General features: G+C 65.2%; 19 protein-coding genes and 8 tRNA genes. 6 read left to right on the top strand and 21 right to left on the bottom strand.

Annotated elements, in window-relative coordinates:
* Positions 1–29 precede the first annotated feature (29 nt).
* Together E9536_RS09350 and aceB are read left to right on the top strand one after the other, a co-directional pair.
* Positions 30–791 (top strand): haloacid dehalogenase type II, encoded by a 762-nt coding sequence (locus E9536_RS09350; protein ID WP_021159073.1) that lies wholly within the window; start codon positions 30–32, stop codon positions 789–791.
* Positions 792–856: 65 nt separating this feature from the next.
* Positions 857–2,449, top strand: coding sequence for a malate synthase A (gene aceB / locus E9536_RS09345; RefSeq protein WP_136469770.1), 1,593 nt, complete (start codon positions 857–859; stop codon positions 2,447–2,449).
* A gap of 127 nt (positions 2,450–2,576) precedes the next feature.
* Here aceB and E9536_RS09340 read toward each other — a convergent pair whose 3' ends face one another.
* A complete protein-coding gene (locus E9536_RS09340) occupies positions 2,577–2,990 on the bottom strand; it encodes a gamma-glutamylcyclotransferase family protein (RefSeq protein ID WP_060194434.1) in 414 nt (137 codons plus the stop codon).
* Between the two features lie 277 nt (positions 2,991–3,267).
* Here E9536_RS09340 and E9536_RS09335 point away from each other — a divergent pair, with 277 nt between their 5' ends.
* Positions 3,268–4,143 carry a helix-turn-helix transcriptional regulator gene (locus tag E9536_RS09335; RefSeq protein WP_059585839.1) on the top strand — a complete coding sequence of 292 codons (876 nt, stop codon included), beginning with the start codon at positions 3,268–3,270 and terminating at the stop codon, positions 4,141–4,143.
* A gap of 26 nt (positions 4,144–4,169) precedes the next feature.
* Here the strand turns inward: E9536_RS09335 and E9536_RS09330 are convergent, their stop codons facing one another.
* The 9 genes from E9536_RS09330 to gltX form a co-directional block, all read right to left on the bottom strand.
* Complete coding sequence (locus E9536_RS09330) at positions 4,170–4,634, bottom strand: GNAT family N-acetyltransferase (protein ID WP_027787064.1); 465 nt, start codon at positions 4,632–4,634, stop codon at positions 4,170–4,172.
* A 169-nt stretch (positions 4,635–4,803) separates the two neighbouring features.
* Positions 4,804–4,880 (bottom strand) — tRNA-Asp (locus tag E9536_RS09325).
* A gap of 73 nt (positions 4,881–4,953) precedes the next feature.
* Positions 4,954–5,029: transfer RNA gene (locus tag E9536_RS09320), tRNA-Glu, on the bottom strand.
* 66 nt (positions 5,030–5,095) lie between these two features.
* Positions 5,096–5,172, bottom strand: a tRNA-Asp gene (locus tag E9536_RS09315).
* Between the two features lie 80 nt (positions 5,173–5,252).
* Positions 5,253–5,328, bottom strand: a tRNA-Glu gene (locus E9536_RS09310).
* A gap of 63 nt (positions 5,329–5,391) precedes the next feature.
* Positions 5,392–5,468, bottom strand: a tRNA-Asp gene (locus E9536_RS09305).
* Positions 5,469–5,547: 79 nt separating this feature from the next.
* Positions 5,548–5,623: transfer RNA gene (locus E9536_RS09300), tRNA-Glu, on the bottom strand.
* Between the two features lie 141 nt (positions 5,624–5,764).
* Positions 5,765–5,840: transfer RNA gene (locus tag E9536_RS09295), tRNA-Ala, on the bottom strand.
* 128 nt (positions 5,841–5,968) lie between these two features.
* On the bottom strand, positions 5,969–7,378 hold the full coding sequence (gene gltX / locus E9536_RS09290; RefSeq protein WP_124546339.1) for a glutamate--tRNA ligase: 1,410 nt from the start codon (positions 7,376–7,378) through the stop codon (positions 5,969–5,971).
* Positions 7,379–7,658: 280 nt separating this feature from the next.
* Here gltX and E9536_RS09285 point away from each other — a divergent pair, with 280 nt between their 5' ends.
* A complete protein-coding gene (locus E9536_RS09285; protein WP_059694727.1) occupies positions 7,659–8,585 on the top strand; it encodes a patatin-like phospholipase family protein in 927 nt (308 codons plus the stop codon).
* 144 nt (positions 8,586–8,729) lie between these two features.
* On the opposite strand, the gene E9536_RS09280 is transcribed toward E9536_RS09285, so the two are convergent.
* The 5 genes from E9536_RS09280 to E9536_RS41375 all read right to left on the bottom strand — a co-directional run bounded on the left by E9536_RS09280 (position 8,730) and on the right by E9536_RS41375 (position 14,075).
* Positions 8,730–9,404, bottom strand: coding sequence for a C40 family peptidase (locus tag E9536_RS09280; RefSeq protein WP_136469769.1), 675 nt, complete (start codon positions 9,402–9,404; stop codon positions 8,730–8,732).
* Positions 9,405–9,532: 128 nt separating this feature from the next.
* Entirely contained in the window at positions 9,533–11,155 is a 1,623-nt protein-coding gene (locus E9536_RS09275) for a dipeptide ABC transporter ATP-binding protein (RefSeq protein ID WP_027787060.1), read from the bottom strand.
* On the bottom strand, positions 11,152–12,249 hold the full coding sequence (locus E9536_RS09270) for an ABC transporter permease (protein ID WP_060084336.1): 1,098 nt from the start codon (positions 12,247–12,249) through the stop codon (positions 11,152–11,154). Before E9536_RS09270 ends, E9536_RS09275 begins: the two co-directional genes overlap by 4 nt.
* A 48-nt stretch (positions 12,250–12,297) precedes the next feature.
* The gene (locus E9536_RS09265; RefSeq protein ID WP_060197069.1) at positions 12,298–13,341 is read right to left on the bottom strand and encodes an ABC transporter permease subunit; all 1,044 of its coding nucleotides are present in this window, start codon (positions 13,339–13,341) and stop codon (positions 12,298–12,300) included.
* A gap of 50 nt (positions 13,342–13,391) precedes the next feature.
* Positions 13,392–14,075 carry an ABC transporter substrate-binding protein gene (locus E9536_RS41375; protein ID WP_148668953.1) on the bottom strand — a complete coding sequence of 228 codons (684 nt, stop codon included), beginning with the start codon at positions 14,073–14,075 and terminating at the stop codon, positions 13,392–13,394.
* A gap of 75 nt (positions 14,076–14,150) precedes the next feature.
* On the opposite strand from E9536_RS41375, the gene E9536_RS41370 reads away from it, so the two are divergent.
* Together E9536_RS41370 and E9536_RS41365 are read left to right on the top strand one after the other, a co-directional pair.
* Positions 14,151–14,277: transfer RNA gene (locus E9536_RS41370), tRNA-Arg, on the top strand.
* Positions 14,278–14,883: 606 nt separating this feature from the next.
* Entirely contained in the window at positions 14,884–15,084 is a 201-nt protein-coding gene (locus E9536_RS41365) for a hypothetical protein (protein WP_155637817.1), read from the top strand.
* A gap of 315 nt (positions 15,085–15,399) precedes the next feature.
* Here the strand turns inward: E9536_RS41365 and E9536_RS09255 are convergent, their stop codons facing one another.
* From E9536_RS09255 to E9536_RS09230, 6 genes are all read right to left on the bottom strand, one after another.
* Positions 15,400–15,765, bottom strand: a complete 366-nt coding sequence (locus tag E9536_RS09255) for a hypothetical protein (protein WP_027787057.1) — start codon at positions 15,763–15,765, stop codon at positions 15,400–15,402.
* A gap of 331 nt (positions 15,766–16,096) precedes the next feature.
* A complete protein-coding gene (gene cyoD, locus E9536_RS09250; RefSeq protein WP_011352504.1) occupies positions 16,097–16,429 on the bottom strand; it encodes a cytochrome o ubiquinol oxidase subunit IV in 333 nt (110 codons plus the stop codon).
* Positions 16,430–17,038 carry a cytochrome o ubiquinol oxidase subunit III gene (gene cyoC / locus E9536_RS09245; protein ID WP_021162482.1) on the bottom strand — a complete coding sequence of 203 codons (609 nt, stop codon included), beginning with the start codon at positions 17,036–17,038 and terminating at the stop codon, positions 16,430–16,432.
* Positions 17,038–19,044, bottom strand: coding sequence for a cytochrome o ubiquinol oxidase subunit I (cyoB, locus tag E9536_RS09240; RefSeq protein ID WP_021162481.1), 2,007 nt, complete (start codon positions 19,042–19,044; stop codon positions 17,038–17,040). Before cyoB ends, cyoC begins: the two co-directional genes overlap by 1 nt.
* Before the next feature lie 3 nt (positions 19,045–19,047).
* Entirely contained in the window at positions 19,048–19,935 is an 888-nt protein-coding gene (cyoA, locus tag E9536_RS09235; RefSeq protein ID WP_136469765.1) for a ubiquinol oxidase subunit II, read from the bottom strand.
* Between the two features lie 270 nt (positions 19,936–20,205).
* Positions 20,206–21,735 (bottom strand): NADH-quinone oxidoreductase subunit M, encoded by a 1,530-nt coding sequence (locus E9536_RS09230; RefSeq protein WP_027787055.1) that lies wholly within the window; start codon positions 21,733–21,735, stop codon positions 20,206–20,208.
* Positions 21,736–21,798: the final 63 nt, after the last annotated feature.

Raw genomic sequence — 21,798 nt, 5'->3', positions numbered from 1 at the left:
CCCGACCTCTGAAACTGGAGCGCAAGGCTATGTCGGCCACAACGACACTCTCCTCTCCCGACGCAATCCTCTTCGACGCATTCGGCACGTTGTTCGACGTGCGTGCGGTGCTGGCCGCGGCGGAGCAGATGTTTCCGGGTCACGGGGAACGGTTGTCGCAGCTGTGGCGACGCAAGCAAATCGAATACTCGCAGCTGCGCACGCTCGCGGATCCGGCCGGCGCCCGCTACCGCCCGTTCCGGGACATCACGCTCGATGCGCTGCGGTTCGCCGCGCGCCGACTCGGGCTCGCGCTGAACAGCGCGGCCGAGAAGCGACTGATGGACGAATACGCGTGCCTGTCCACCTATCCCGATACGGTGCCCGCGCTGCGCAAGCTGCGCGCGCTCGACCCGCGCCCGCCGCTCGCGATCCTGTCGAACGGCACGCCGCAGATGCTCGACATCGCGATCAAGAGCGCCGGCATGTCCGGGCTGTTCGATCGCGTGCTGTCGGCCGATACCGTGCGCGCGTACAAGCCGAGTCCGGCGGCCTACGCGCTCGGCACCGCCGCGTTCGGACCGAACCGGCGCGGCATCGTGTTCGTGTCGTCGAATGCGTGGGACGTCGCCGGCGCCGTCTGGTTCGGCTACACCACGTTCTGGCTCAACCGCACGGGCGCGCCCGCCGAGGAACTCGGCGCGCCGCCGGACGGTACGGGCACCGGCATGGCCGACCTGCTCGCATTCCTCGCCACCCCGGCTCCGTCCGGCAGACCCGCAAACCGCACGCGCCCCGGCCCGGGCGCATGACGTTTGCAACTGCCGCCTTCCCCCTTTACCGAAACCGCAACTGACCGACCAAGGAGATGAGACTCATGAGCACCCCGATCACGCTGCCGCAAGGCATGGCGATCACCGGCGAAATCAAGCCGGGTTACGAAGCAATCCTGACGCCCGACGCGCTCGCACTCGTCGCGGCGCTGCACCGCACGTTCGAACCGCGCCGCCAGGCGCTGCTGCAGGCGCGCGTCGAGCGCACGAAACGCCTGGACGCGGGCGAGCGCCCCGACTTCCTGGCCGAAACGAAGGCGATCCGCGAAGGCGACTGGAAGGTCGCGCCGCTGCCGGCCGACCTGCAATGCCGCCGCGTCGAGATCACGGGCCCCGTCGAGCGCAAGATGATCATCAACGCGCTGAACTCGGGCGCCGATTCGTACATGACGGACTTCGAGGATTCGAACGCACCGAGCTGGACGAACCAGATCGACGGCCAGATCAACCTGAAGGACGCGGTGCGCCGGACGATCTCGCTCGAGCAGAACGGCAAGTCCTACCAGTTGAACGACAAGGTCGCGACGCTGATCGTGCGTCCGCGCGGCTGGCACCTCGACGAGAAGCACGTGACCGTCAACGGCCAGCGCGTGTCCGGCGGCATCTTCGATTTCGCGCTGTTCCTGTTCCACAACGCGAAGGAACTGCTTGCGCGTGGCTCGGGCCCGTACTTCTACCTGCCGAAGATGGAAAGCCATCTCGAGGCACGGCTGTGGAACGACATCTTCGTCGCGGCGCAGGAAGCCATCGGCGTGCCGCGCGGCACGATCCGCGCGACCGTGCTGATCGAGACGATCCTCGCCGCGTTCGAGATGGACGAGATCCTGTACGAACTGCGCGAACACAGCTCGGGCCTGAACGCGGGCCGCTGGGACTACATCTTCTCGGCGATCAAGAAATTCAAGAACGACCGCGACTTCTGCCTGGCCGAGCGTTCGAAGATCACGATGACGGTGCCGTTCATGCGCGCGTACGCGCTGCTGCTGCTGAAGACCTGTCACAAGCGCAACGCGCCGGCGATCGGCGGGATGAGCGCGCTGATCCCGATCAAGAACGATCCGGAAGCGAACGACAAGGCCATGGGCGGCGTGCGTTCGGACAAGCAGCGCGACGCGACCGACGGCTACGACGGCGGCTGGGTCGCGCACCCGGGCCTCGTGCCGATCGCGATGGAAGAGTTCGTCAAGGTGCTCGGCGACAAGCCGAACCAGATCGCGAAGCAGCGCGACGACGTGCAGGTCGAAGGCAGGAACCTGCTCGACTTCCAGCCCGAAGCGCCGATCACCGAAGCCGGCCTGCGCAACAACATCAACGTCGGCATCCATTACCTCGGCGCCTGGCTCGACGGCAACGGCTGCGTACCGATCCACAACCTGATGGAAGATGCGGCCACGGCCGAGATTTCCCGTTCGCAGGTGTGGCAATGGATCCGCTCGCCGAAGGGCGTGCTCGACGACGGCCGCAAGGTCACGGCCGAACTCGTGCGGGAATTCTCGAAGGCCGAACTCGACAACGTGAAGCGCTCTGTCGGCGGCAACACGCAGCCGTACGAGCGCGCCGCCGCGATCTTCGAGCAGATGTCGACGTCGGAAGGCTTCACCGAATTCCTGACGCTGCCGCTGTACGAGGAAATCTGACGAAGCCGCCCGTCCCGATCGGGGCCGCCCCTGCGTCGGCGCCGGTCGCACGCGAATGACGGCACAAACGAAAGCGCCCCTCGGGGCGCTTTTTCCTTTGCGGCTGAAGCGGCTGCCGCGCGACCGGTCAGACGGCTTCCCGCTCGCGCCGGTGCTGAACCCAGTCGCCCGACGCAATGCGCGGACGCCCGGCGGTCGCGTGCGCGGCGACCGGATAGTAAAGGCACGCGTACTGCCGGCCGCCGAGTTCGACGGTCACGTCTTCCGGCTTGAACAGCGTGTCGACACCCGGATAGACGCGCTCGATCTCGTCGAGCACGGGAACGAGCCGGTCGTCGACTTCGTAGACGTCCCCCCAGACCAGCGACTTGCCGGCCGATCCGGCAACCATCCCCGGATAAGTGCCGAAATCGTACAGCTCTCCCGGCAGCGCGGCGGCACCGAGCAGCGTCGGCGCGGCAATTCCGTGCCTGGCGGCCGCGTGGCCGATGTCGTTGGCCTCCCCGTTTCTCAAGGTGCCGTAGACGAATACGTAACGCATCGTGGTTCTCCTCTTTGATTCGTGTGTTGCCGTGTTCACGGGCGATTCATGCGCGATCCGTGCGCAATTCTTGCGCAATCCCCCGCGCATCGATAGACCACGATACCGGCCCGATGGTTCGGGCCCGCAAGCGCGTCTGGTTTCGGGCGGCCCTGAAATCGCCTGCTCCCACACAAAGTTCATTTGAGCGCGGCATGATCGCCCGACAAACCGTCACATGCGCTTTCGCGGCGCCTTCTACAATAACGGCATCGCCGCAGCGTTGCCCGAATCGTCCATGAATCCGCCCGCCCAAGCCGACGTACCGAACCTGTACGTCATCGACATTCCGCCCGAATTCGCGCCGACCGCCGTCCATCCGATGCGCGTGCGCGCCCGGCAGCTCGACGCCGGGCGCCGCATCCCGCTGCATACGCATGCATGGGCACAGCTCGCGTACGCATCGCGCGGCGTGCTGCGCGTCGCGACGACCGGCACGACATGGATGGTGCCGCCGTCCCGTGCGATCTGGGTACCGCCGCACGTGACGCACGAGGTCGTGATCGTCGAAGAGGCGTTCTTGCGCACGCTGTACATCGATGAGTCGATCGTGCCGGAAGGGCTTGACGCGTGCCGCGTCGTCGAAGTGACGGGGCTCCTGCGCGAACTGATCGTCGCGCTCGACGCGCGCGACCTGAGCACCGCGCGCGAGCGCCTGCTGTGCGGGCTCGTGCTCGACGAGCTGAGTCGCGCCGAACCGCTGCCGCTCGCGGTGCCGATGCCCGACGAAAAACGGCTGCGCATGCTGTGCGAATCGGTACTCGCGCATCCGGCGCATGCGGAGTCGCTCGAGCACTGGGCAAGCGAGGTCGGCGCGAGCACGCGCACGATTTCGCGGCTCTTCAAGCAGGAACTGGGCGTGAGTTTTTCGCAGTGGCGTCAGCAGGCACTGCTGGCACGGGCCATTCCGCTGCTGAACCAGGGGCGCCCGCTGTCGCATATCGCGCGCGAGCTCGGCTACCAGAGCCAGAGCGCCTTTTCGGCGATGTTCCGGCGTGCATTCGGCGAAAGCCCCCGCGCATTCATGCTGCGCGGCTACGAACACCGCGGCCCGGAAGGCAGCCTCGCGGACGACGAAACCCCGGACGACGACGCCATCGGCGCTGTCCGCTGAACGCGTCATTCGGAGTCGTCAGCGCGTCAGACCGGCCGCACCATGTGGCGGATCGAGCCAAGTTGCGCGAGCCGCGACCCGGCAACCTGATAGCCCATGCGCAAATAAAGACGCGCGGCAGGATTGTCGACGAACACGCGCAATTGAAGTTCGTGCAGCCCGCGCGCACGCGCCCAGCGGTGCGACATGTCGAGCATGTAGGTGCCGGCGCCCTGCCCGCGATGACCGGCCGCGATCTGTACGTCGCGGATGTGCAGCGAGTCGCCCTCCTCGGTCACGCGCAGCACGCCGATGCGCTCGCCGTCGGCCTCGAGGATGAAGTTCTCGGATTCGCGCCAGCTCGCGTAGAACAGGTCGCTGCGCCACACGAGCCCATGGCGCTTGTAATAGCCGCCCATGTTGCCGTGCGTCAGCGCTTCGGCAAACGGAAAATCGCCGGCCTCCGCAGGCCGGAGCTGATACAGGAGTCGCAGGTCGGTCGGATCGAGCATCGCGCAGGGGTCAAGAACGCATCCCGCCACGATAGCGCAGTCGCGTGCGGATGCAATCGCGGATTTCTCGTAGCGGCTCGACGCGTGATGACCGGTGGTTACGTCCCGCCGGCTGGCACAACCGGAAACGCAAATAAAAAAGCCCGCACGAGGCGGGCTTCTTCATTTTTGGCGGAGCGGACGGGACTCGAACCCGCGACCCCCGGCGTGACAGGCCGGTATTCTAACCGACTGAACTACCGCTCCAGTCTTGCTGCTTGCCTGGCAGGCGTCGGTTGCTTCCTGCCGGCGCATCGTTTGTTCGAACGACGCCGAAATCTGGCGTCCCCTAGGGGATTCGAACCCCTGTACTCACCGTGAAAGGGTGATGTCCTAGGCCTCTAGACGAAGGGGACAACGTACTGCTTACATCCTTAATGCAAAAGCCCGTTCAAAAAACGTTCTTTGAACGGGCTTCGTTCTGGCGGAGCGGACGGGGCTCGAACCCGCGACCCCCGGCGTGACAGGCCGGTATTCTAACCAACTGAACTACCGCTCCAGCTTTCCTTACCCTCGCCCGCAGGATCTTGTCACGCTCCTGCAAGCGATGCGGCACTTCTACGAAACGCCACTGAATCCTGGCGTCCCCTAGGGGATTCGAACCCCTGTACTCACCGTGAAAGGGTGATGTCCTAGGCCTCTAGACGAAGGGGACAGCGTACTGCTTACATCTTTAATACAAAAGCCCGCTCAAAAACGTCTTGAACGGGCTTCGTTCTGGCGGAGCGGACGGGACTCGAACCCGCGACCCCCGGCGTGACAGGCCGGTATTCTAACCGACTGAACTACCGCTCCAGCTTTCTTACCCAACCCGCGGGACGTCGGTTACGTTCCTGCGAGCCTTGCGACACTTCTACGAAACGCCGCTGAATCCTGGCGTCCCCTAGGGGATTCGAACCCCTGTACTCACCGTGAAAGGGTGATGTCCTAGGCCTCTAGACGAAGGGGACAAAATCTTTTCAGATCTGTCTGACTTTCGCTATTCACTTTTCAATCAACAGCGAAGGCCGAAATTCTAACTGCTTTGAATCATTTTGTGAAGCATTTATTACTACCACTGCTGCTTCGCAAATCAATCCAGCTTGTTCTGATGGTGGAGGTAAGCGGGATCGAACCGCTGACCTCTTGCATGCCATGCAAGCGCTCTCCCAGCTGAGCTATACCCCCTTGCAGAACAGAAATGAGATTATATTGAGCTACTTTGAACTTGTAAATACCCTTTTTGCGATTGGAGCGAAATTTTTTGCGAAGCTGCCGCAATGTCACGCACGGGCAGCTTCGCTCGCTCCCGAATCTCAGGCCAGCGCGGCCTCGATACGCGACACCACGACATCGCGACCGAACAGGACGAGCACCGCGTCGATCGACGGCGTATGCGTCGTCCCCGCCACCAGCAGGCGTACCGGCATCGCGAGTTGCGGCATCTTCAGCTTGTGCGCGCCGAGCGTCGCCTTCAGCGCGGCGGATACGGCCTCCTTCGTCCAGTCGGCCGCCTTCAGCGCAGCGACGAGATCGGCCAGCGCCGGACGCACCGCATCGGTCACGTGCTGCGCAAGCGCATCGGCATCCGGTGCCGGCACACGGTAGAACATCGCTGCGCCTTCCGCGATCTCCTTGACCGTCGTCGCGCGATCCTTCATCAGCCCGACCACGGCATCGAGCGCCGGGCCCGTGGCGATCGCCGCATCGTCGACGCCGAGTGCAGCGAGGAACGGTTTGGCCAGCTCGGCGAGGCGCGCGTTGTCCGCTTCCTTGATGTAATGCGCGTTCAGCCAGCTCAGCTTGCTGTGGTCGTACTGCGCGGGCGACTTGCCGAGATGCTCGAGATCGAACCATTCGACGAACTGCTCGCGCGAGAAGATCTCGGCATCGCCGTGCGACCAGCCGAGGCGCGCGAGATAGTTGACGACCGCTTCGGGCAGGAAACCCGCGTCGCGATACGCCATCACGCTCATCGCGCCATGCCGCTTGCTCATCTTCTCGCCCTGCTCGTTCAGCACGGTCGGCAGGTGCGCGTAGACCGGCGCCTCGCCGCCGAGCGCATTCAGGATGTTGATCTGGCGCGGCGTGTTGTTCACGTGGTCGTCGCCACGGATCACGTGCGTGATGCCCATGTCCATGTCGTCCACCACCACGCAGAAGTTGTAGATCGGCGTGCCGTCCGGACGCGCGATCACGAGGTCGTCGAGTTCCTCGTTCGAAATCTCGACGCGCCCCTTCACCGCGTCATCCCACACGACCGTGCCCGTCAGCGGATTGCGGAAACGCAGCACCGGCTTCACGCCGGCCGGCGGCTCCGGCAGCACCTTGCCGGGCTCCGGACGCCACGTGCCGTCGTAGCGCGGCTTCAGGCCGGCCTCGCGCTGGCGTTCGCGCAGCGCGTCGAGTTCCTCGGCCGACATGTAGCACGGGTATGCAAGCCCCTTCTCCAGCATCTGCGCGAGCACCTCGCGATAGCGGTCCATCCGCTGCATCTGGTAGATCGGGCCTTCGTCGAAATCCAGGCCGAGCCATTGCATCCCTTCGAGGATCGCGTCGACCGCTTCCTGCGACGAGCGTTCGACGTCGGTGTCCTCGATGCGCAGCACGAACGTGCCCTTCATCTTGCGGGCGAACGCCCACGGATAGAGCGCGGAGCGAATGTTGCCGAGGTGGATGAAGCCGGTGGGACTCGGCGCGAAGCGGGTACGGACAGGACGGGTCATAAACGGTAACTCGAACGCCTGGGGCGCATGAATGATTCGACGCGGGATCGACGGCGGCAGCCCGGACAGCAACGGGGCCGGCCGCGCCCGGAACGGGAAAGAAGCCGGAATTATACTCGCGCCGGACATCGCGCCAAGCGCGCCGCTTGCTTTATGATGTGCGCGCCGCGGCCGCCAGCCGGCGCGGCACCGGCCGCACGGAACCTGCCGCGCGGCCGCTCGGAACCTATCGCCGCCGCGGGCCGTGTAACCCGCCGCCAAGCCGCCGGAGAACCATTCGATGTCGTCCCCTCGCCTGTCGCGCCGCCACTTCACGATCGCCGCCGCGTCCGCCAGCCTCGCCGCCTGCACGTCGTTCGGCGACAAATCCCGTTCGGACAATACTTCCGGCGCCACGCAACCGCGCGAGAAGCCGGTGAAGATCGGTATCGCACTCGGCGGCGGCGCCGCGCGCGGCTTCTCGCACATCGGCGTGCTGAAGGCGCTCGAGGCGCGCGGCATCCCGGTCGAAATCGTCGCGGGCACGAGCGCGGGCTCGGTGGTCGGCGCACTGTATGCGTCGGGCATGAGCGCACTGCAGATCAACAAGATCGCGCTCGACATGGATCAGGCGGCGATCAGCGACTGGGCGCTGCCGTTCCGTTCGCGCGGGCTGCTGCAAGGCGTGGCGCTGCAGAACTTCCTGAACAAGACGCTCAACAACCGGCCGATCGAGAAGATGGCGAAGCCGCTCGGTATTGTCGCGACCGATCTGCAGAGCGGTCAGCCGATCCTGTTCCAGCAGGGCAACACGGGGCTCGCGGTGCGCGCATCGTGCAGCGTGCCGTCGGTGTTCGAACCGGTGAAGATCGGCAACCGCGAATATGTCGACGGCGGCCTCGTGAGCCCCGTGCCGGCGTCGTACGCGCGCAAGATGGGCGCGAGCTTCGTGATCGCGGTCGACATCTCGGCCCGGCCGGACGGCGCGGCAACCAACAACCCGATCGAGATGCTGCTGCAGACCTTCACGATCATGGGCCAGACGATCAAGACCTACGAGCTCGACAAGTACGCGGACGTCGTGATCCGCCCGAACCTCGCGGCCATGGGCGGCAGCGACTTCAACCAGCGCAACGCGGCCATTCTTGCAGGCGAGGAAGCCGTCGCGCGCATCATGCCGGAACTGCAGCGCAAGCTCGCGGCAGCGCGCGGCGTGGCCGCCGCGTAAGCACGCGATGAGCAGGCCGGCGCGCGCCGCCGGCCCTCAAACGACGGCGCGACCGTCTCAGCGTTTGCACCGCCCCAAAACAAAAAACCCTGCCGCCTTTCGGTGACAGGGTTTTTTCGATCCGGCCGGACCGGCCGTCGAACGTCAGTTGTTGCCGTTCGCCGAATCGTCGCCAATCGTCGCGCGCACGCGCTGACGCAGATCTTCCGGCTTCATCGGGAACTCCGACTCAAGCCGGCGCGCGCCGGTGAAACGCTTTTCCCAGTAGCCGCTATCGAGATCGTCGACGCGGATGGTGCTGCCCGTCGACGGCGAGTGCACGAACTTGTTGTCGCCGATGTAGATGCCGACGTGCGAGAACGTGCGGCGCATCGTGTTGAAGAACACGAGATCGCCCGGCTTGAGGTTGCTCATGCTCACCTTCTCGCCGACGCGGCTCATCTCTTCCGCACGACGCGGCAGCGACATGCCGAGGGTGTCCTGGAACACGTAGCGCACGAAGCCGCTGCAGTCGAGGCCCGAATCCGGCGAGTTGCCGCCCCAGCGATAGCGCACGCCGATCATGTTCAGCGCGCCGACGACCACGTCGCCCGCCTTGCCGGCCATGCCGGCGAGGAACGACTTCGCGCCGCCGCCCGACGGCTGCGCGCTGGTCTGCTGGAGGGAGGAATTCGACGCGTTCTGCGTCGAATTTATGGCATTCTGGTTAAAACTGCTGACTTCGTCGGCGAACGCGCCGGGTGCTGCTGCGAACAGGGCGCCGATGAATAGCCCGGCGATGGTGCGCGCGCATGCCTGGGTCAGGGATCGATGCTGCATTGGTCGATGGAATTTGCTTAAAAATCAGCTGATTGGCGGAAAATTTCGGTCGATACTAGCCAGCGCGTAATCGTTTGTCAAAACAAATTAATAAATACAATCGAGATGATCAGACCATTGGCGGCCTATCACGCTTTCCAGACCGCTTTCAACAGCTTTTGTGTGTAAGGATGTGACGGCCTGGTGAAGATGTCGGCCACCTCTCCCGACTCGACGACGGCCCCGCCCTGCATCACCGCGACGCGATGCGCCATCGCCCCGATCACCTCCAGGTCATGGCTGATGAATACATAGCCGAGGTTGTATTTCTGTTGCAAATTCGCGAGCAGCTTGAGCACCTGCTGCTGGATCGACACGTCGAGCGCGGACGTCGGCTCGTCGAGAATCAGGATGCGAGGTTCCAGCACCAGCGCGCGCGCGATCGCGATCCGCTGGCGCTGCCCGCCCGAGAATTCGTGCGGATAACGGTGCAGCACCGTGCGGTCGAGGCCGACTTCGCGCAGTACCGCGAGCGACTTCGCGCGACGCGCATCGGGCGTCATGTCCGGGCGATGCAGTTCGAGCCCCTCGCCGACGATCCGCTCGATCGTGTGACGCGGGGAAAGCGAACTGAACGGATCCTGAAAGACCACCTGCATGTTCGAGCGCAGTGCGGTCTGTTCGCGGCCGCGATAGGTCGACAGCGCGCGCCCCTGGAATTCGATCGTGCCGCCGGCCGTCTTTTGCAGGCCGAGCAGCGCCATCGCGAGCGTCGACTTCCCGGATCCCGATTCACCGACGATGCCGAGCGTCTCGCCCTGCCGCACCGACACCGACACATCCGCGACGGCCGTCACGGGTACCGAGCCGAACCAGCCCGCGATGCCCGGCCGCTTGCGCGCGAACTGCACGCTCACGTGGCGGGCGTCGAGCACGACGGGTGCGATCGGCATCACCGGCGCGACCGCGCGTTGCGGCCGGCTGTTCAGCAGCCGCTGCGTATACGGATGCTCGGGTTCCGCGAAGATCCGCTCGACCGGCCCGCTCTCGACGAGCCGGCCGTGCTCCATCACCGCGACGCGGTCCGCGAAGTGCCGCACGAGATTCAGGTCGTGCGTGATCAGCAGGATCGCCATCCCGCGCTTTTCCGCTTCCTCGCGCTGCAGTTCCAGCAGCAGGTCGACGATCTGCGCGCGGATCGTCACGTCGAGCGCGGTGGTCGGCTCGTCGGCCAGCAGCAGGCGCGGCCGGCAGGCGAGTGCCATCGCGATCATCGCGCGCTGCCGCTGGCCGCCCGACAACTGGTGCGGATAGCTGTCGACACGCTTCTCCGGCTCCGCGATGCCCGTGCGCGCAAGCAGAGCGATCGCACGCTTGCGCGCCTCGACCGCCGATACGCCGTCGTGCAGCACGATCGTCTCGCCGATCTGCACGCCGATCGTATACAGCGGGTTGAGCGCCGTCATCGGTTCCTGGAAGATCATCGCGATATCCGAGCCGCGCAGCCCGCGCATCTCGCGCTCGCTCTTGCCAGCCAGATCCTGCCCCGCGAAGCGGATCGCGCCGCTCACGTCGGCGTCGCGCAGCAGCCGCAGGATCGACAGCGCGGTCACGCTCTTGCCGGAACCCGATTCGCCGACCAGCGCGACGCGCTCGCCGCGACCGATCTCGAGCGTCACGTCGTCCACCGCGACCGTGTCGCCGAAGCGCACATGCAGATGCTCGAGCGCCAGCAGCGGCTCATGCTGCGTCGATACGACCGGTTCGCTCATCGCTGGCCTCCCGCCGCACGCACCGAATCGGCGATCCGCGTATCGAGCGCGTTGCGCAGCGCGTCGCCCATGAAGGTCAGCAGCAGCAGCGTCGTGACCAGCACGCCGAAGGTCGACAACGAGATCCACCATGCGTCGAGGTTGCCCTTGCCCTGCGCGAGCAGTTCGCCGAGGCTCGGAGTCGGCGGCGGCACGCCGAGCCCGAGGAAATCGAGGCTCGTGAGCGCGAGGATCGAGCCGCTCATCCGGAACGGCAGGAACGTGATCACCGGCGTGAGACTGTTCGGCAGCACATGGCGCCAGATGATCTGCCAGTTCGTGAGCCCCATCGCGCGCGCCGCGCGCACGTAGTCCTGCGTGCGGTTGCGCAGGAATTCCGCGCGCACGTAGTCGGCGAGCCCGATCCAGCCGAACAGCGACAGCAGCACGATCAGCAGCAGGAAACTCGGCTCGAAGATCGACGCGAAGATGATCAGCAGGTACAGCTCGGGCAGCGAACTCCAGATCTCGATCAGGCGCTGCCCGACGATGTCGATGCGCCCGCCGAAGAAGCCCTGCACGGCGCCCGCGGCGATCCCGAGCAGCGTGCCGATCACGGTCAGGATCAGCCCGAACTCGACCGACACGCGGAACCCGTACACGAGCCGGGCGAGCAGGTCGCGCCCCTGCGCGTCGGTACCGAGCCAGTTCGCGCGCGACGGCGGCGCGGGGTTCGGCACGTTCGAGAAGTAGTTCAGCGTGTCGTAGTAGTAATGGTTCGGCGGGTAGACGACGAAGTTGCCGGGCGCCTCGAGCCGCTTGCGCACATACGGATCGAGATAGTCGGCCGGCGTCGGGAAATCGCCGCCGAAGGTCGTCTCCGGATACGCATGGAACATCGGGAAATAGGTCTGGCCGTCGTAACGCACGACGAGCGGCTTGTCGTTCGACCACAGCGGCGCCGCGAGGCTCGCGGCGAACGCGACGACAAAGATCACGAAGCTCCAGTAGCCGAGGCGCTGCTGCCTGAAGCGCTGCCATACGCGGCGCGCGGGAGACGGCGACACGCGGGCGCGCGCCGCGTCGATGCGGGACGACACGATGGCCCGGTTCATCGCGCACCTCGCCCGGTGACGCCGGGCATGCAGACGGACGGTTTCATGTCAGCGCTCCAGGGTGTCGAATTGAATGCGCGGATCGACCCACACATAGCAGAGATCGGAGATCAGCTTGGTCGCAAGGCCGATCAGCGTGAACAGGTACAGCGTGCCGAGCACGACCGGATAGTCGCGCCGCACGACCGATTCGTACGACAGCAGCCCGAGGCCGTCGAGCGAGAACAGCGTCTCGATCAGCAGGCTGCCCGTGAAGAACGCGCCGATGAACGCGGCCGGGAAACCGACGATCAGCGGCAGCATCGCGTTACGGAACACGTGCTTCCACAGCACGCTGCGCTCGGAGAGCCCCTTCGCACGCGCGGTCAGCACGTATTGCCGGCGGATCTGGTCGAGAAACGCATTCTTCGTGAGCATCGTGACGACCGCGAAGCTGCCGACGACCGACGCCGTGATCGGCAGCGCGATGTGCCACAGGTAGTCGAGCACCTTGCCGACGAGCGACAGCTGGGCAAAGTTGTCCGACGTGAGCCCACGCAGCGGGAAAAGCTGCCAGAACGAGCCGCCGCCGAACAGCACGAGCAGCAGCACGCCGAGCACGAAGCCCGGAATCGCATAACCGACGAGCACGACGAGGCTCGTCGCGACGTCGAACGGCGAACCGTTGCGCACGGCCTTCGCGATGCCGAGCGGCACCGCGATCAGGTACGTCAGGAAGAACGTCCACAGCCCGATGCTGATCGACACGGGCAGCTTCTGCACGACCAGCGACCACACGCTCTGGTGGCGGAAGTAGCTGTCGCCGAGATCGAAGCGCGCGAAGCGCTTCAGCATCAGCCAGTAGCGTTCGAGCGGCGGTTTGTCGAAACCGTACAGCGCCTTGAGCTGCGCGAGCTGCTGTGCGTCGACGCCGGTGTGTGCGCGCATCCCGAACGGCACCGCGCCCTGCTCCGTCGCGCCCTTGCGCAATTCCTGCACGGCCTGTTCGACGGGGCCGCCCGGCACGAACTGGATCACCGCGAACGTAAGCGTCAGCACGCCGATGAGCGTCGGGATCATCAGCAGCAGGCGTTTGAGGATGTAGCTCCACATGGGCGTCGACTCGCGATCGGTAGGCGGGGTTGGACGTAGGGCGGCGTGGCTCAGTGATCGGGCTTCGCCCACCAGGTCGACACGACCCAGCCCTCGGCCGAATAGTACAGCGGCAGCGTCTGCGGGTAGCCAAGCGTGCGCTTGTACGCGATCCGGTGCGTCGTGCTGTACCACTGCGGGACCGCGTAGTAGCCATGCATCAGCACGCGGTCGAGCGCGTGCGTCGCGTCGAGCAATTCGTCGCGCGACTGCGCGGTGCCGAGCGCGTGCAGCAGCGTGTCGACGGCCGGCGACTTCAGCCCGATGAGGTTGTCGGAGCCCGGCTCGTCGGCGAACTTGCTGGCGTAACGCGAGTATTGCTCGGCACCCGGCACCTGCACGCCCGGCAGGCGGATCGTCGTCATGTCGTAGTCGAACGCGTCGAGGCGCTTTTGCAGCAGCGCGAAATCGGCCGTGCGAAAGCGTGCATCGATGCCGAGCTTCGCCAGATTGCGCTGATAGGCCGTCACGACACCTTCCATCGCGGCACCCGAATCGTCGAGGATCTCGAACGTGAACGGCTCGCCCTTCGCATTGCGCAGCGCGCCGTCGCGATAGGTCCAGCCGGCCTGCGCGAGCAGCGTGCGCGCCTTCAGCAGGTTCGCGCGCAGCGAGCCCGGCGGATTCGTGTCCGGCTGCGTGACCATCGGCCCGAACACGGCCGGATCGAGCTGCGCGCGCAGCGGCTCCAGCAACTTCAGCTCGCCGGGGCCGGGCGTGCCGGTCGCCTGCAGGTCGGTGTCGGCGAAGTAGCTGTCCAGACGCGTGTAGGCGCTGTAGAACAGCTGGCGGTTCAGCCATTCGAAGTCGAACGCAAGGTCGAGCGCCTGGCGCACGCGCACGTCGCGAAACAGCGGCCGGCGCAGGTTCATGAAGAAGCCCTGCATGCCGGCGCCGTTGTGCTGGCGGAATTCGCGCTTGACGAGCTCGCCGCTGTCGAAACGCTTGCCGACGTCGCGGCGCGTCCAGTTGCGCGCGATGTACTCGACGAGCACATCGTATTCGCCGGCCTTGAACGCTTCGAGCCGCGCAACGCCATCGCCGTACAGCTTGTAGACGATCCGTTCGAAGTTGTTGGTGCCCACCCGCACCGGCAGGTCGGCCCCCCAGTACGCCGGGTTGCGCCGGTAAGTGATCGTCCGGCCGTTGTCGTAACGTTCGATCAGGTACGGGCCGCTGCCGATCGGCTGCTCGAACGCGAGCTGGTCGAACGGGATGCGCGAGCCGTCCGCGCGCAATCCCCACTTGCGCGAAAACACCGGCACGCCGCCGGCGATCAGCGGCAGTTCGCGATTCGCGCTGCGGAACTCGAAACGCACGGTGGCGGGATCGACCACCACGGCCTTCGTGATTTCCGCGAAATACGCGCCGAACTGCGGCGCGGCCAGCTTGCTCTTCAGCGTGTCGAACGAGAACTTGACGTCGTTGGCCGTGACCGGGTCGCCATTGGAAAAGCGCGCGCGCGGATTCAGGTGGAACGTGACCGAACGGCGATCCGGTGCGATGTCGATGTCGTCGGCGAGCAGCCCGTACGCGGACGCGGGCTCGTCCGAGCTGCCGGTCGCGAGGCTCTCGAACAGCATGTCGATGCCCGGCGCGGGATTGCCACGCATCGTAAACGGGTTGAACTTGTCGAACGAGGTCAGCCGGTTCGGGTTCGCGAGCACGAGCGTGCCGCCCTTCGGCGCGTCGGGGTTGACGTAGTCGAAATGCCTGAAGCCCGACGGATACTTCGGCTCGCCGTACTGCGCAATGGCGTAGGCCGCGTGCGCGGCGGTCGCGGCCAGCGCCGCCTGCAACACGAACACCGCGGCCGTGCGGCCGGCAACCCGTACGGCACGGCGGACACGCGCGGCGGCCCGGGGCGAACCCTTCGTCATAGAGGCCCTGTCGGTCGAATGAGGGTAGTAACGAGGGACGATTCTACCCATTCAATCCGTCGGGCCAAAAGAAAACCGCCATGCAGGCGGTTTCCTCATCAGCGAACGTTGCGCGCACATCACGCGTGCGCCCTGCCGATCAACGCCAGCCGTTGTGGCGACCGTTGTCCCAATGGCCGTGACCGCGATCCCAGCCGGGGCGGCCGCCGTGACGGTGGTACCACTCGTCGCGCCCCCAGTAGCGACGGCCGTCCCAGTAGCGGTCGCCATGCCAGCCGATCACGATAGCGGGCGCCGGTGCGTAGACGGGTGCCGGCGCATAGACCGGCGCAGGCTGATAGACGACCGGCGGCGGAGGCGGCGGCGCATACACAGGTGCGGGCGCGACGTAGACCGGTGCCGGAACGCCGAGATTGATCCCGACATTGACTCCCGCCATTGCTGCGCCCGACACGAGCAAGGCCGTCATACCGGTCAAGAGCGAGGCAATACGCAAGGTCTTCATGGATTCCTCTTTGGGGGTTGTTTGATGTGTGATTCGACTATAACGGCAAGCGTTGCCACCGCATATTTCAAGTTTGTAAGAACTGATGCGCGGCATCGCAAGGGCAAGCTTGCGCTAACGTCTTGTAACAATCGACGGCCCAACGGAGGCGCCCAGGCTCCCTTCCGCCTTTGCCGATCGGCGTTCGCACCGGCAGTGCGGACGCGCCGAATCATACAGTCGATCCCCCCCGGTACCGCCCTCGCGGGCCGCAGCGCCCTTCTCGCGGACGAAAAAAAAAGCGGCACCTTCGTGCCGCTTCTCCGGTCGACGCATCGCGCCGCGATGCCGCTCAGCGCGACATCATGTTCATGCTGACGTTGTGCATCACCCACAGCGTGCCGACGATCAGGATCGCCGCGGTCAGCACCGTGTAGCTGAACGCCATCACGTTCCAGCGCTGGCCCGACGAGCCGTTCATGTGCAGGAAGTACACGAGGTGCACGACGATCTGCACGAACGCGAGCACGGCAAGCGCGATCAGCGACGCGTGCGGCGACAGCACGCCGCCCATCACGAGGCCGAACGACGCGGCCGTGAGCAGCACCGACAGGATGAAGCCGGCGACATAGCCGCCGACACTGCCGTGCCCTTCTTCGAGTTGAGACGAATGCGAATGGGCCATTTAGATCACGCTCGCGAGATAAACAAAGGAAAACACGCAGATCCACACGATGTCGAGGAAGTGCCAGAAGAGGCTCAGGCACGTCAGGCGTCGCAGGTCGCGATCGGTCAGGTCGCCGCCGCGAAACACGATCTGCCCGGCGAGCACGATCATCCACAGCAGCCCGGCCGTCACGTGCAGCCCGTGCGTGCCGACCAGCGTGAAAAACGCCGACAGGAATGCGCTGCGCTGCGGGCCCGCGCCTTCCGCGATCAGGTGCGAGAACTCGCGCAGTTCCATCACGAGAAACGCCGCACCGAGCACGAACGTCACCGCGAGCCATGCGAGCAGCGCGCCACGCCGCTGCTTGTACGCGGCGAGCATCGCGAACCCGTACGTGATGCTCGACAGCAGCAGCGCGGCGGTTTCCACCGCGACGCCCGGAATGTCGAACAGGTCTTTCGCGGTCGGCCCGCCCGCATACTGCTGGCCGAGCACCGCGAACGTCGCGAACAGCGCGGCAAAGATCACGCAGTCGGTCATCAGGTACAGCCAGAACCCGAACACCGAGTGCGACGGCGGATGGTCGTCGTGCTCGAGCAGGGTCGCGCTCAAGGTTTTCTGCAACATCAGTTGGCCTCCAGTTCCACGTCGTCGACGCGCGCGGCCACGCGCTGCGTCGGCTGCTTGTCTTCGGTCTTGCGCACCGTCGACGCAGGGATGTAATAACCGTCGTTATCGCGCGAGCTGTAGATCACGAGCGTCGCGACGATCCCGACGAGCCCGCCGATCGCCATCCACCAGATGTGCCACACCAGCGCGAAGCCGAGCACCAGGCTGAAGATCGCCACCACGAGGCCCGCGCAGGTATTCGACGGCATGTGGATGTCGCGGAACGACGCCGGGTTCGGCCGGCCTTCGCCGCGTGCCTTCATGTCCGCATACGCGTCGAGCGTGCGCACCTGCGGGATCACCGCGAAGTTGTAGTCGGCCGGCGGCGACGAGGTCGCCCACTCCAGCGTGCGGCCGCCCCACGGATCGCCCGTCGTGTCACGGTATGCCGGCAGGTTGCGGTTGCGGATGCTGACCACCAGTTGCAGCAACTGGCACGCAATGCCGACCGCGATCAGCACGGCGCCGAATGCGGCGACCAGCAGCCACGGATGCCAGGCCGGGTTGTCGTAGTGGTTGAGCCGGCGCGTCATGCCCATGAAGCCGAGCACGTAGAGCGGCACGAACGCGACGTAGAAGCCGACCTGCCAGAACCAGAACGCAGCCTTGCCGAGCTTCTCGTTCAGCTTGAAGCCGAATGCCTTCGGGAACCAGTAGTTGAAGCCCGCGAGATAACCGAACAGCACGCCGCCGATGATCACGTTGTGGAAGTGCGCGATCAGGAACAGGCTGTTGTGCAGCACGAAGTCCGCACCCGGAATCGCCATCATCACGCCGGTCATGCCGCCGATCGTGAACGTGACCATGAAGCCGATCGTCCACAGCACGGGCGTCGTGAATTCGATCCGGCCGCGATACATCGTGAACAGCCAGTTGAACACCTTCACGCCGGTCGGAATCGCGATGATCATCGTCATGATGCCGAAGAACGCGTTCACGTTCGCACCCGAGCCCATCGTGAAGAAGTGGTGCAGCCACACGAGGAACGACAGCACCATGATCGCGCAGGTCGCGTACACCATCGTCTTGTAGCCGAACAGCGGCTTCTTCGCGAACGTCGCGATGACTTCCGAGAAGATCCCGAACGCCGGCAGGATCAGGATGTACACCTCCGGATGGCCCCACGCCCAGATCAGGTTCAGGTACAGCATCGCGTTGCCGCCGGCTTCGTTCGTGAAGAAGTGCATGCCGAGGTAACGGTCGAGGCCGAGCAGCGCGAGCGTCGCGGTCAGGATCGGGAACGACGCCATGATCAGCACGTTCGTGCAGAGCGCGGTCCACGTGAACACCGGCATCTTCATCAGCGTCATGCCCGGCGCGCGCATCTTGATGATCGTCACGAAGAAGTTCACGCCGGTCAGCAGCGTGCCGACGCCCGATATCTGCAGCGCCCACAGGTAGTAGTCGACCCCTACCCCCGGACTGAACTGCAGCTCCGACAGCGGCGGATACGCGAGCCAGCCCGTCTGCGCGAATTCGCCGATCACGAGCGACACGTTGATCAGGATCGCGCTGACGGCCGTCATCCAGAAGGAGAGCGAGTTGATGAACGGGAATGCGACGTCTCGCGCGCCGATCTGCAGCGGCACGACCAGGTTCATCAGGCCGACCATGAACACCATCGCCATGAAGAAGATCATGATCACGCCGTGTGCCGTGAAGACCTGGTCATAGTGGTGCGGCGGCAGGTAGCCGGGCCCGTTGTACGAGAGCGCGAGCTGCATGCGCATCATGATCGCGTCGGCGAAGCCGCGCAGCAGCATGATCAGCGCGACGATGATGTACATCACGCCGAGTCTCTTGTGGTCGACCGTGGTCAGCCATTCCGTCCACAGCCATTTCCACCGGCCGGTGATCGTCAGCGCGGCGAGAATGCCCAGCACGACCAGCCCCATGAAGGCGCCTGCCCCCATGATGATGGGCTGATCGAACGGGATCGCCGAAAGTGTGAGTTTGCCGAACATGCGTTACCCCTTCGTGCCGCAGGCGGCGTCCTTCAGGTCGAGGACGTGGCCATCGTTGTATTTCGCGATGATGTTGTGGAAGAGCCGCGGATCGACCGACGAGAAGTAGCGCACCGGCGCCTTCTCGCTCGGCTGGGCGACGGTACCGTACACGGTCGCGTCGAGACGGTCGGGCGAGGCCTTCACCTTCTGCACCCATGCATCGAACTGTTCGCGCGGCTCGGCGAGCGTGCGGAACTTCATGTCGGAGAAGCCGCGGCCGCTGAAGTTGGCGGACGTGCCCGCGTAGTTGCCGGGCTCGTCTGCGATCAGGTGCAGGCGCGTCTGCATGCCGGCCATCGCGTAGACCTGGCCGCCGAGCTGCGGGATGAAGAACGAGTTCATCACCGAATCCGACGTGATGCGGAAGTTCACCGGCGTGCCGACCGGAATCGCGAGCTGGTTCACCGACGCGATGCCGAGTTCCGGATAGATGAACAGCCACTTCCAGTCGAGCGCGACGACCTCGACGTCGATCGGCTTCACCGACGACTCGAGCGGCTTGTACGGGTCGAGCTCGTGCGTGGTCTTCCACGTGAGCACGCCGAGGAACAGGATGATCAGCGTCGGCACCGTCCAGATCACGACCTCGATCGCGGTCGAGTGCGACCAGTTCGGCGCGTAGGTGGCATTGCGGTTCGATGCGCGGTAACGCCACGCGAACCACAGCGTGAGCAGGATCACCGGCACGACGACGACCAGCATCGCCCAGGTGGACGTCGCGATCAGCGCCTTTTCGGCAGCCCCCACGCTTCCTTTCGGATTTAGTACATCTAAATTACAGCCTGACAGGCTCAGGACCGCGCCGATCGACATCAGCGCCACCCCGCCTTTTGAAGCTCTTCTTTTCATCACACCGCCCGAGGGTCATTGAATCCGTTTGCGTATGCCCGATGCGCATTCGATCCACGAAAGTGGCCGAATCATACGTCGCGCGAGTGCGATGAAGAACCAGCTAATGCGGAAAATCATCATTGCAGAATCTGTTGTGAGACACATTGTCGCGGGGCAATTTCACGCAGCCGCAAGCGGGCCCCGCGCTACCTGCGCCGGACCGCGATCGATGTGTACGCAACGGCCGCACCGCCGCGCGATGAGCCCCGTTCGCGCGACGTGCCGCGATCAGCCGTGCGTCGATGCCATGTACGACGGCTGCGGCTGCGCAGGGCCGTCCCCGGCCGGCAGCTTCGAATGGCTCGCGTCTTCGATCAGCCTTCCGACGGTCGGATCGATCGCGTCGGTGAACGGCTTCGGATCGATGCCGACCGCCAGCACGACCAGGGCGAGCGACGCGAACATCACGATCTCGCGACGGTTCAGGTCGGCGAGCTTCGCGATCCGCTGGCTCGCGACCTTGCCGAACACGACGCGCTTGAGCATCCACAGCGTGTACGACGCGCTGAGGATCAGCGTCAGTGCCGCGATCGCGCCGATCCAGAAGTTGAAGCGGATCGCGCCCATGATGACCATGAACTCGCCGACGAAGCCCGACGTGCCCGGCAGGCCGACGTTGGCCATCGCGAACAGCACCGTGAAGGTCGCGAAACGCGGCATCACGCCCGCGACGCCGCCGTACGAGGCAATCTCGCGCTGCTTCGTGCGGTCGACGAGCACGTTCACGCACAAGAGCATCGCGCCCGCGACGAAGCCGTACGACACGAGCTGCACGATCGCGCCTTCGACGCCGATCCGGTTGAACAGGAACAGCCCGAGCGTGACGATCCCCATGTGCGCGACCGTCGAATACGCGAGCAGCTTGCCGAGATCGGTCTGGGCGAGCGCGATCAGGCTCGCATAGACGATCGCGAACAGCGACAGCGCGATCACGGCCGGCGCGAAGAAGTGGCTCGCGTCGGGTGTCACCGGCAGCGCGAAGCGCAGGAACCCGTAGCCGCCGAGCTTGAGCATCGCGAGCATCAGCGCCGCGCCCGTCGGGCCGTCGGTATAGACGTCGCTCAGCCACGTGTGGACCGGCCACATCGGCACCTTGACCGCGAAGGCGGCGAAGAAGCCGAGGAATACCAGCAACTGCGGCGCGAAGCCGAGCTGCAGCGTGCGCCACACGGCCATGTCGAACGTGTGCGACTGCGCGTACAGGTACAGCATCGCCATCAGCAGCAACAGCGAGCCGGCGAACGAGATGAAGAAGAACTTCACGGCCGCGTACACGCGGCGCTCGCGTCCCCATGTGCCGATCAGCAGGTAAAGCGGGATCAGCGTCGCCTCGAAGAAGATGAAGAACAGCAGCCCGTCCTGTGCGACGAACACGCCGACCATCAGTCCCGACAGGATCAGGAACGACGCGTAGTACTGCGCGACGCGCACCGTGACCGACTCCCACGACGCCACGACCACCACGAGCGTCGTGAACGCGGTCAGCACGACGAGCCACAGCGACGCGCCGTCGATGCCGACCCGCCATCCGGAATTGAATGCCGCCAGCCAGTTGCGGCTCTCGACGAACTGCATCGCGGCCGAGTGCGCATCGAAACCGGCGACCAGCGGAACGACGGCCGCAAGCCCCACCAGCGCGCCGACGAGCGCGATCAGCCGCGTTCGACGTGGATGATGGTCGGAACCGGCGCGCAGCAGGCACGCGCCGAACAGGATCGGAGCCCAGATGGCCAGGCTCAGGAAGGGGAAATCATGCATGTCAACAGGGCCTTGATGAAGTCGCGCACTGCATCGGAGACAGGCGAGACGAAAGGAACGAAA

The organism is Burkholderia sp. LS-044 (assembly GCF_004803625.1).
Lineage (GTDB): Bacteria > Pseudomonadota > Gammaproteobacteria > Burkholderiales > Burkholderiaceae > Burkholderia > Burkholderia cepacia.
This window is presented reverse-complemented; position numbering and strand designations above follow the sequence as displayed.

What these genes read in the sequence shown, in the direction of transcription:
- E9536_RS09270 (WP_060084336.1), bottom strand. Translation starts at nt 12,249, where the DNA reads ATGAACCGGGCCATCGTGTCGTCCCGCATCGACGCGGCGCGCGCCCGC.
- cyoC (WP_021162482.1), bottom strand. Translation starts at nt 17,038, where the DNA reads ATGTTGCAGAAAACCTTGAGCGCGACCCTGCTCGAGCACGACGACCAT.
- E9536_RS09255 (WP_027787057.1), bottom strand. Translation starts at nt 15,765, where the DNA reads ATGAAGACCTTGCGTATTGCCTCGCTCTTGACCGGTATGACGGCCTTG.
- cyoB (WP_021162481.1), bottom strand. Translation starts at nt 19,044, where the DNA reads ATGTTCGGCAAACTCACACTTTCGGCGATCCCGTTCGATCAGCCCATC.
- E9536_RS41365 (WP_155637817.1), top strand. Translation starts at nt 14,884, where the DNA reads ATGTCGATGTCGTCGGCGAGCAGCCCGTACGCGGACGCGGGCTCGTCC.
- E9536_RS09330 (WP_027787064.1), bottom strand. Translation starts at nt 4,634, where the DNA reads ATGCTCGATCCGACCGACCTGCGACTCCTGTATCAGCTCCGGCCTGCG.
- E9536_RS09350 (WP_021159073.1), top strand. Translation starts at nt 30, where the DNA reads ATGTCGGCCACAACGACACTCTCCTCTCCCGACGCAATCCTCTTCGAC.
- E9536_RS09285 (WP_059694727.1), top strand. Translation starts at nt 7,659, where the DNA reads ATGTCGTCCCCTCGCCTGTCGCGCCGCCACTTCACGATCGCCGCCGCG.
- aceB (WP_136469770.1), top strand. Translation starts at nt 857, where the DNA reads ATGAGCACCCCGATCACGCTGCCGCAAGGCATGGCGATCACCGGCGAA.
- gltX (WP_124546339.1), bottom strand. Translation starts at nt 7,378, where the DNA reads ATGACCCGTCCTGTCCGTACCCGCTTCGCGCCGAGTCCCACCGGCTTC.
- E9536_RS09280 (WP_136469769.1), bottom strand. Translation starts at nt 9,404, where the DNA reads ATGCAGCATCGATCCCTGACCCAGGCATGCGCGCGCACCATCGCCGGG.
- E9536_RS09335 (WP_059585839.1), top strand. Translation starts at nt 3,268, where the DNA reads ATGAATCCGCCCGCCCAAGCCGACGTACCGAACCTGTACGTCATCGAC.
- cyoD (WP_011352504.1), bottom strand. Translation starts at nt 16,429, where the DNA reads ATGGCCCATTCGCATTCGTCTCAACTCGAAGAAGGGCACGGCAGTGTC.
- E9536_RS09230 (WP_027787055.1), bottom strand. Translation starts at nt 21,735, where the DNA reads ATGCATGATTTCCCCTTCCTGAGCCTGGCCATCTGGGCTCCGATCCTG.
- E9536_RS09340 (WP_060194434.1), bottom strand. Translation starts at nt 2,990, where the DNA reads ATGCGTTACGTATTCGTCTACGGCACCTTGAGAAACGGGGAGGCCAAC.
- E9536_RS09275 (WP_027787060.1), bottom strand. Translation starts at nt 11,155, where the DNA reads ATGAGCGAACCGGTCGTATCGACGCAGCATGAGCCGCTGCTGGCGCTC.
- cyoA (WP_136469765.1), bottom strand. Translation starts at nt 19,935, where the DNA reads ATGAAAAGAAGAGCTTCAAAAGGCGGGGTGGCGCTGATGTCGATCGGC.
- E9536_RS09265 (WP_060197069.1), bottom strand. Translation starts at nt 13,341, where the DNA reads ATGTGGAGCTACATCCTCAAACGCCTGCTGCTGATGATCCCGACGCTC.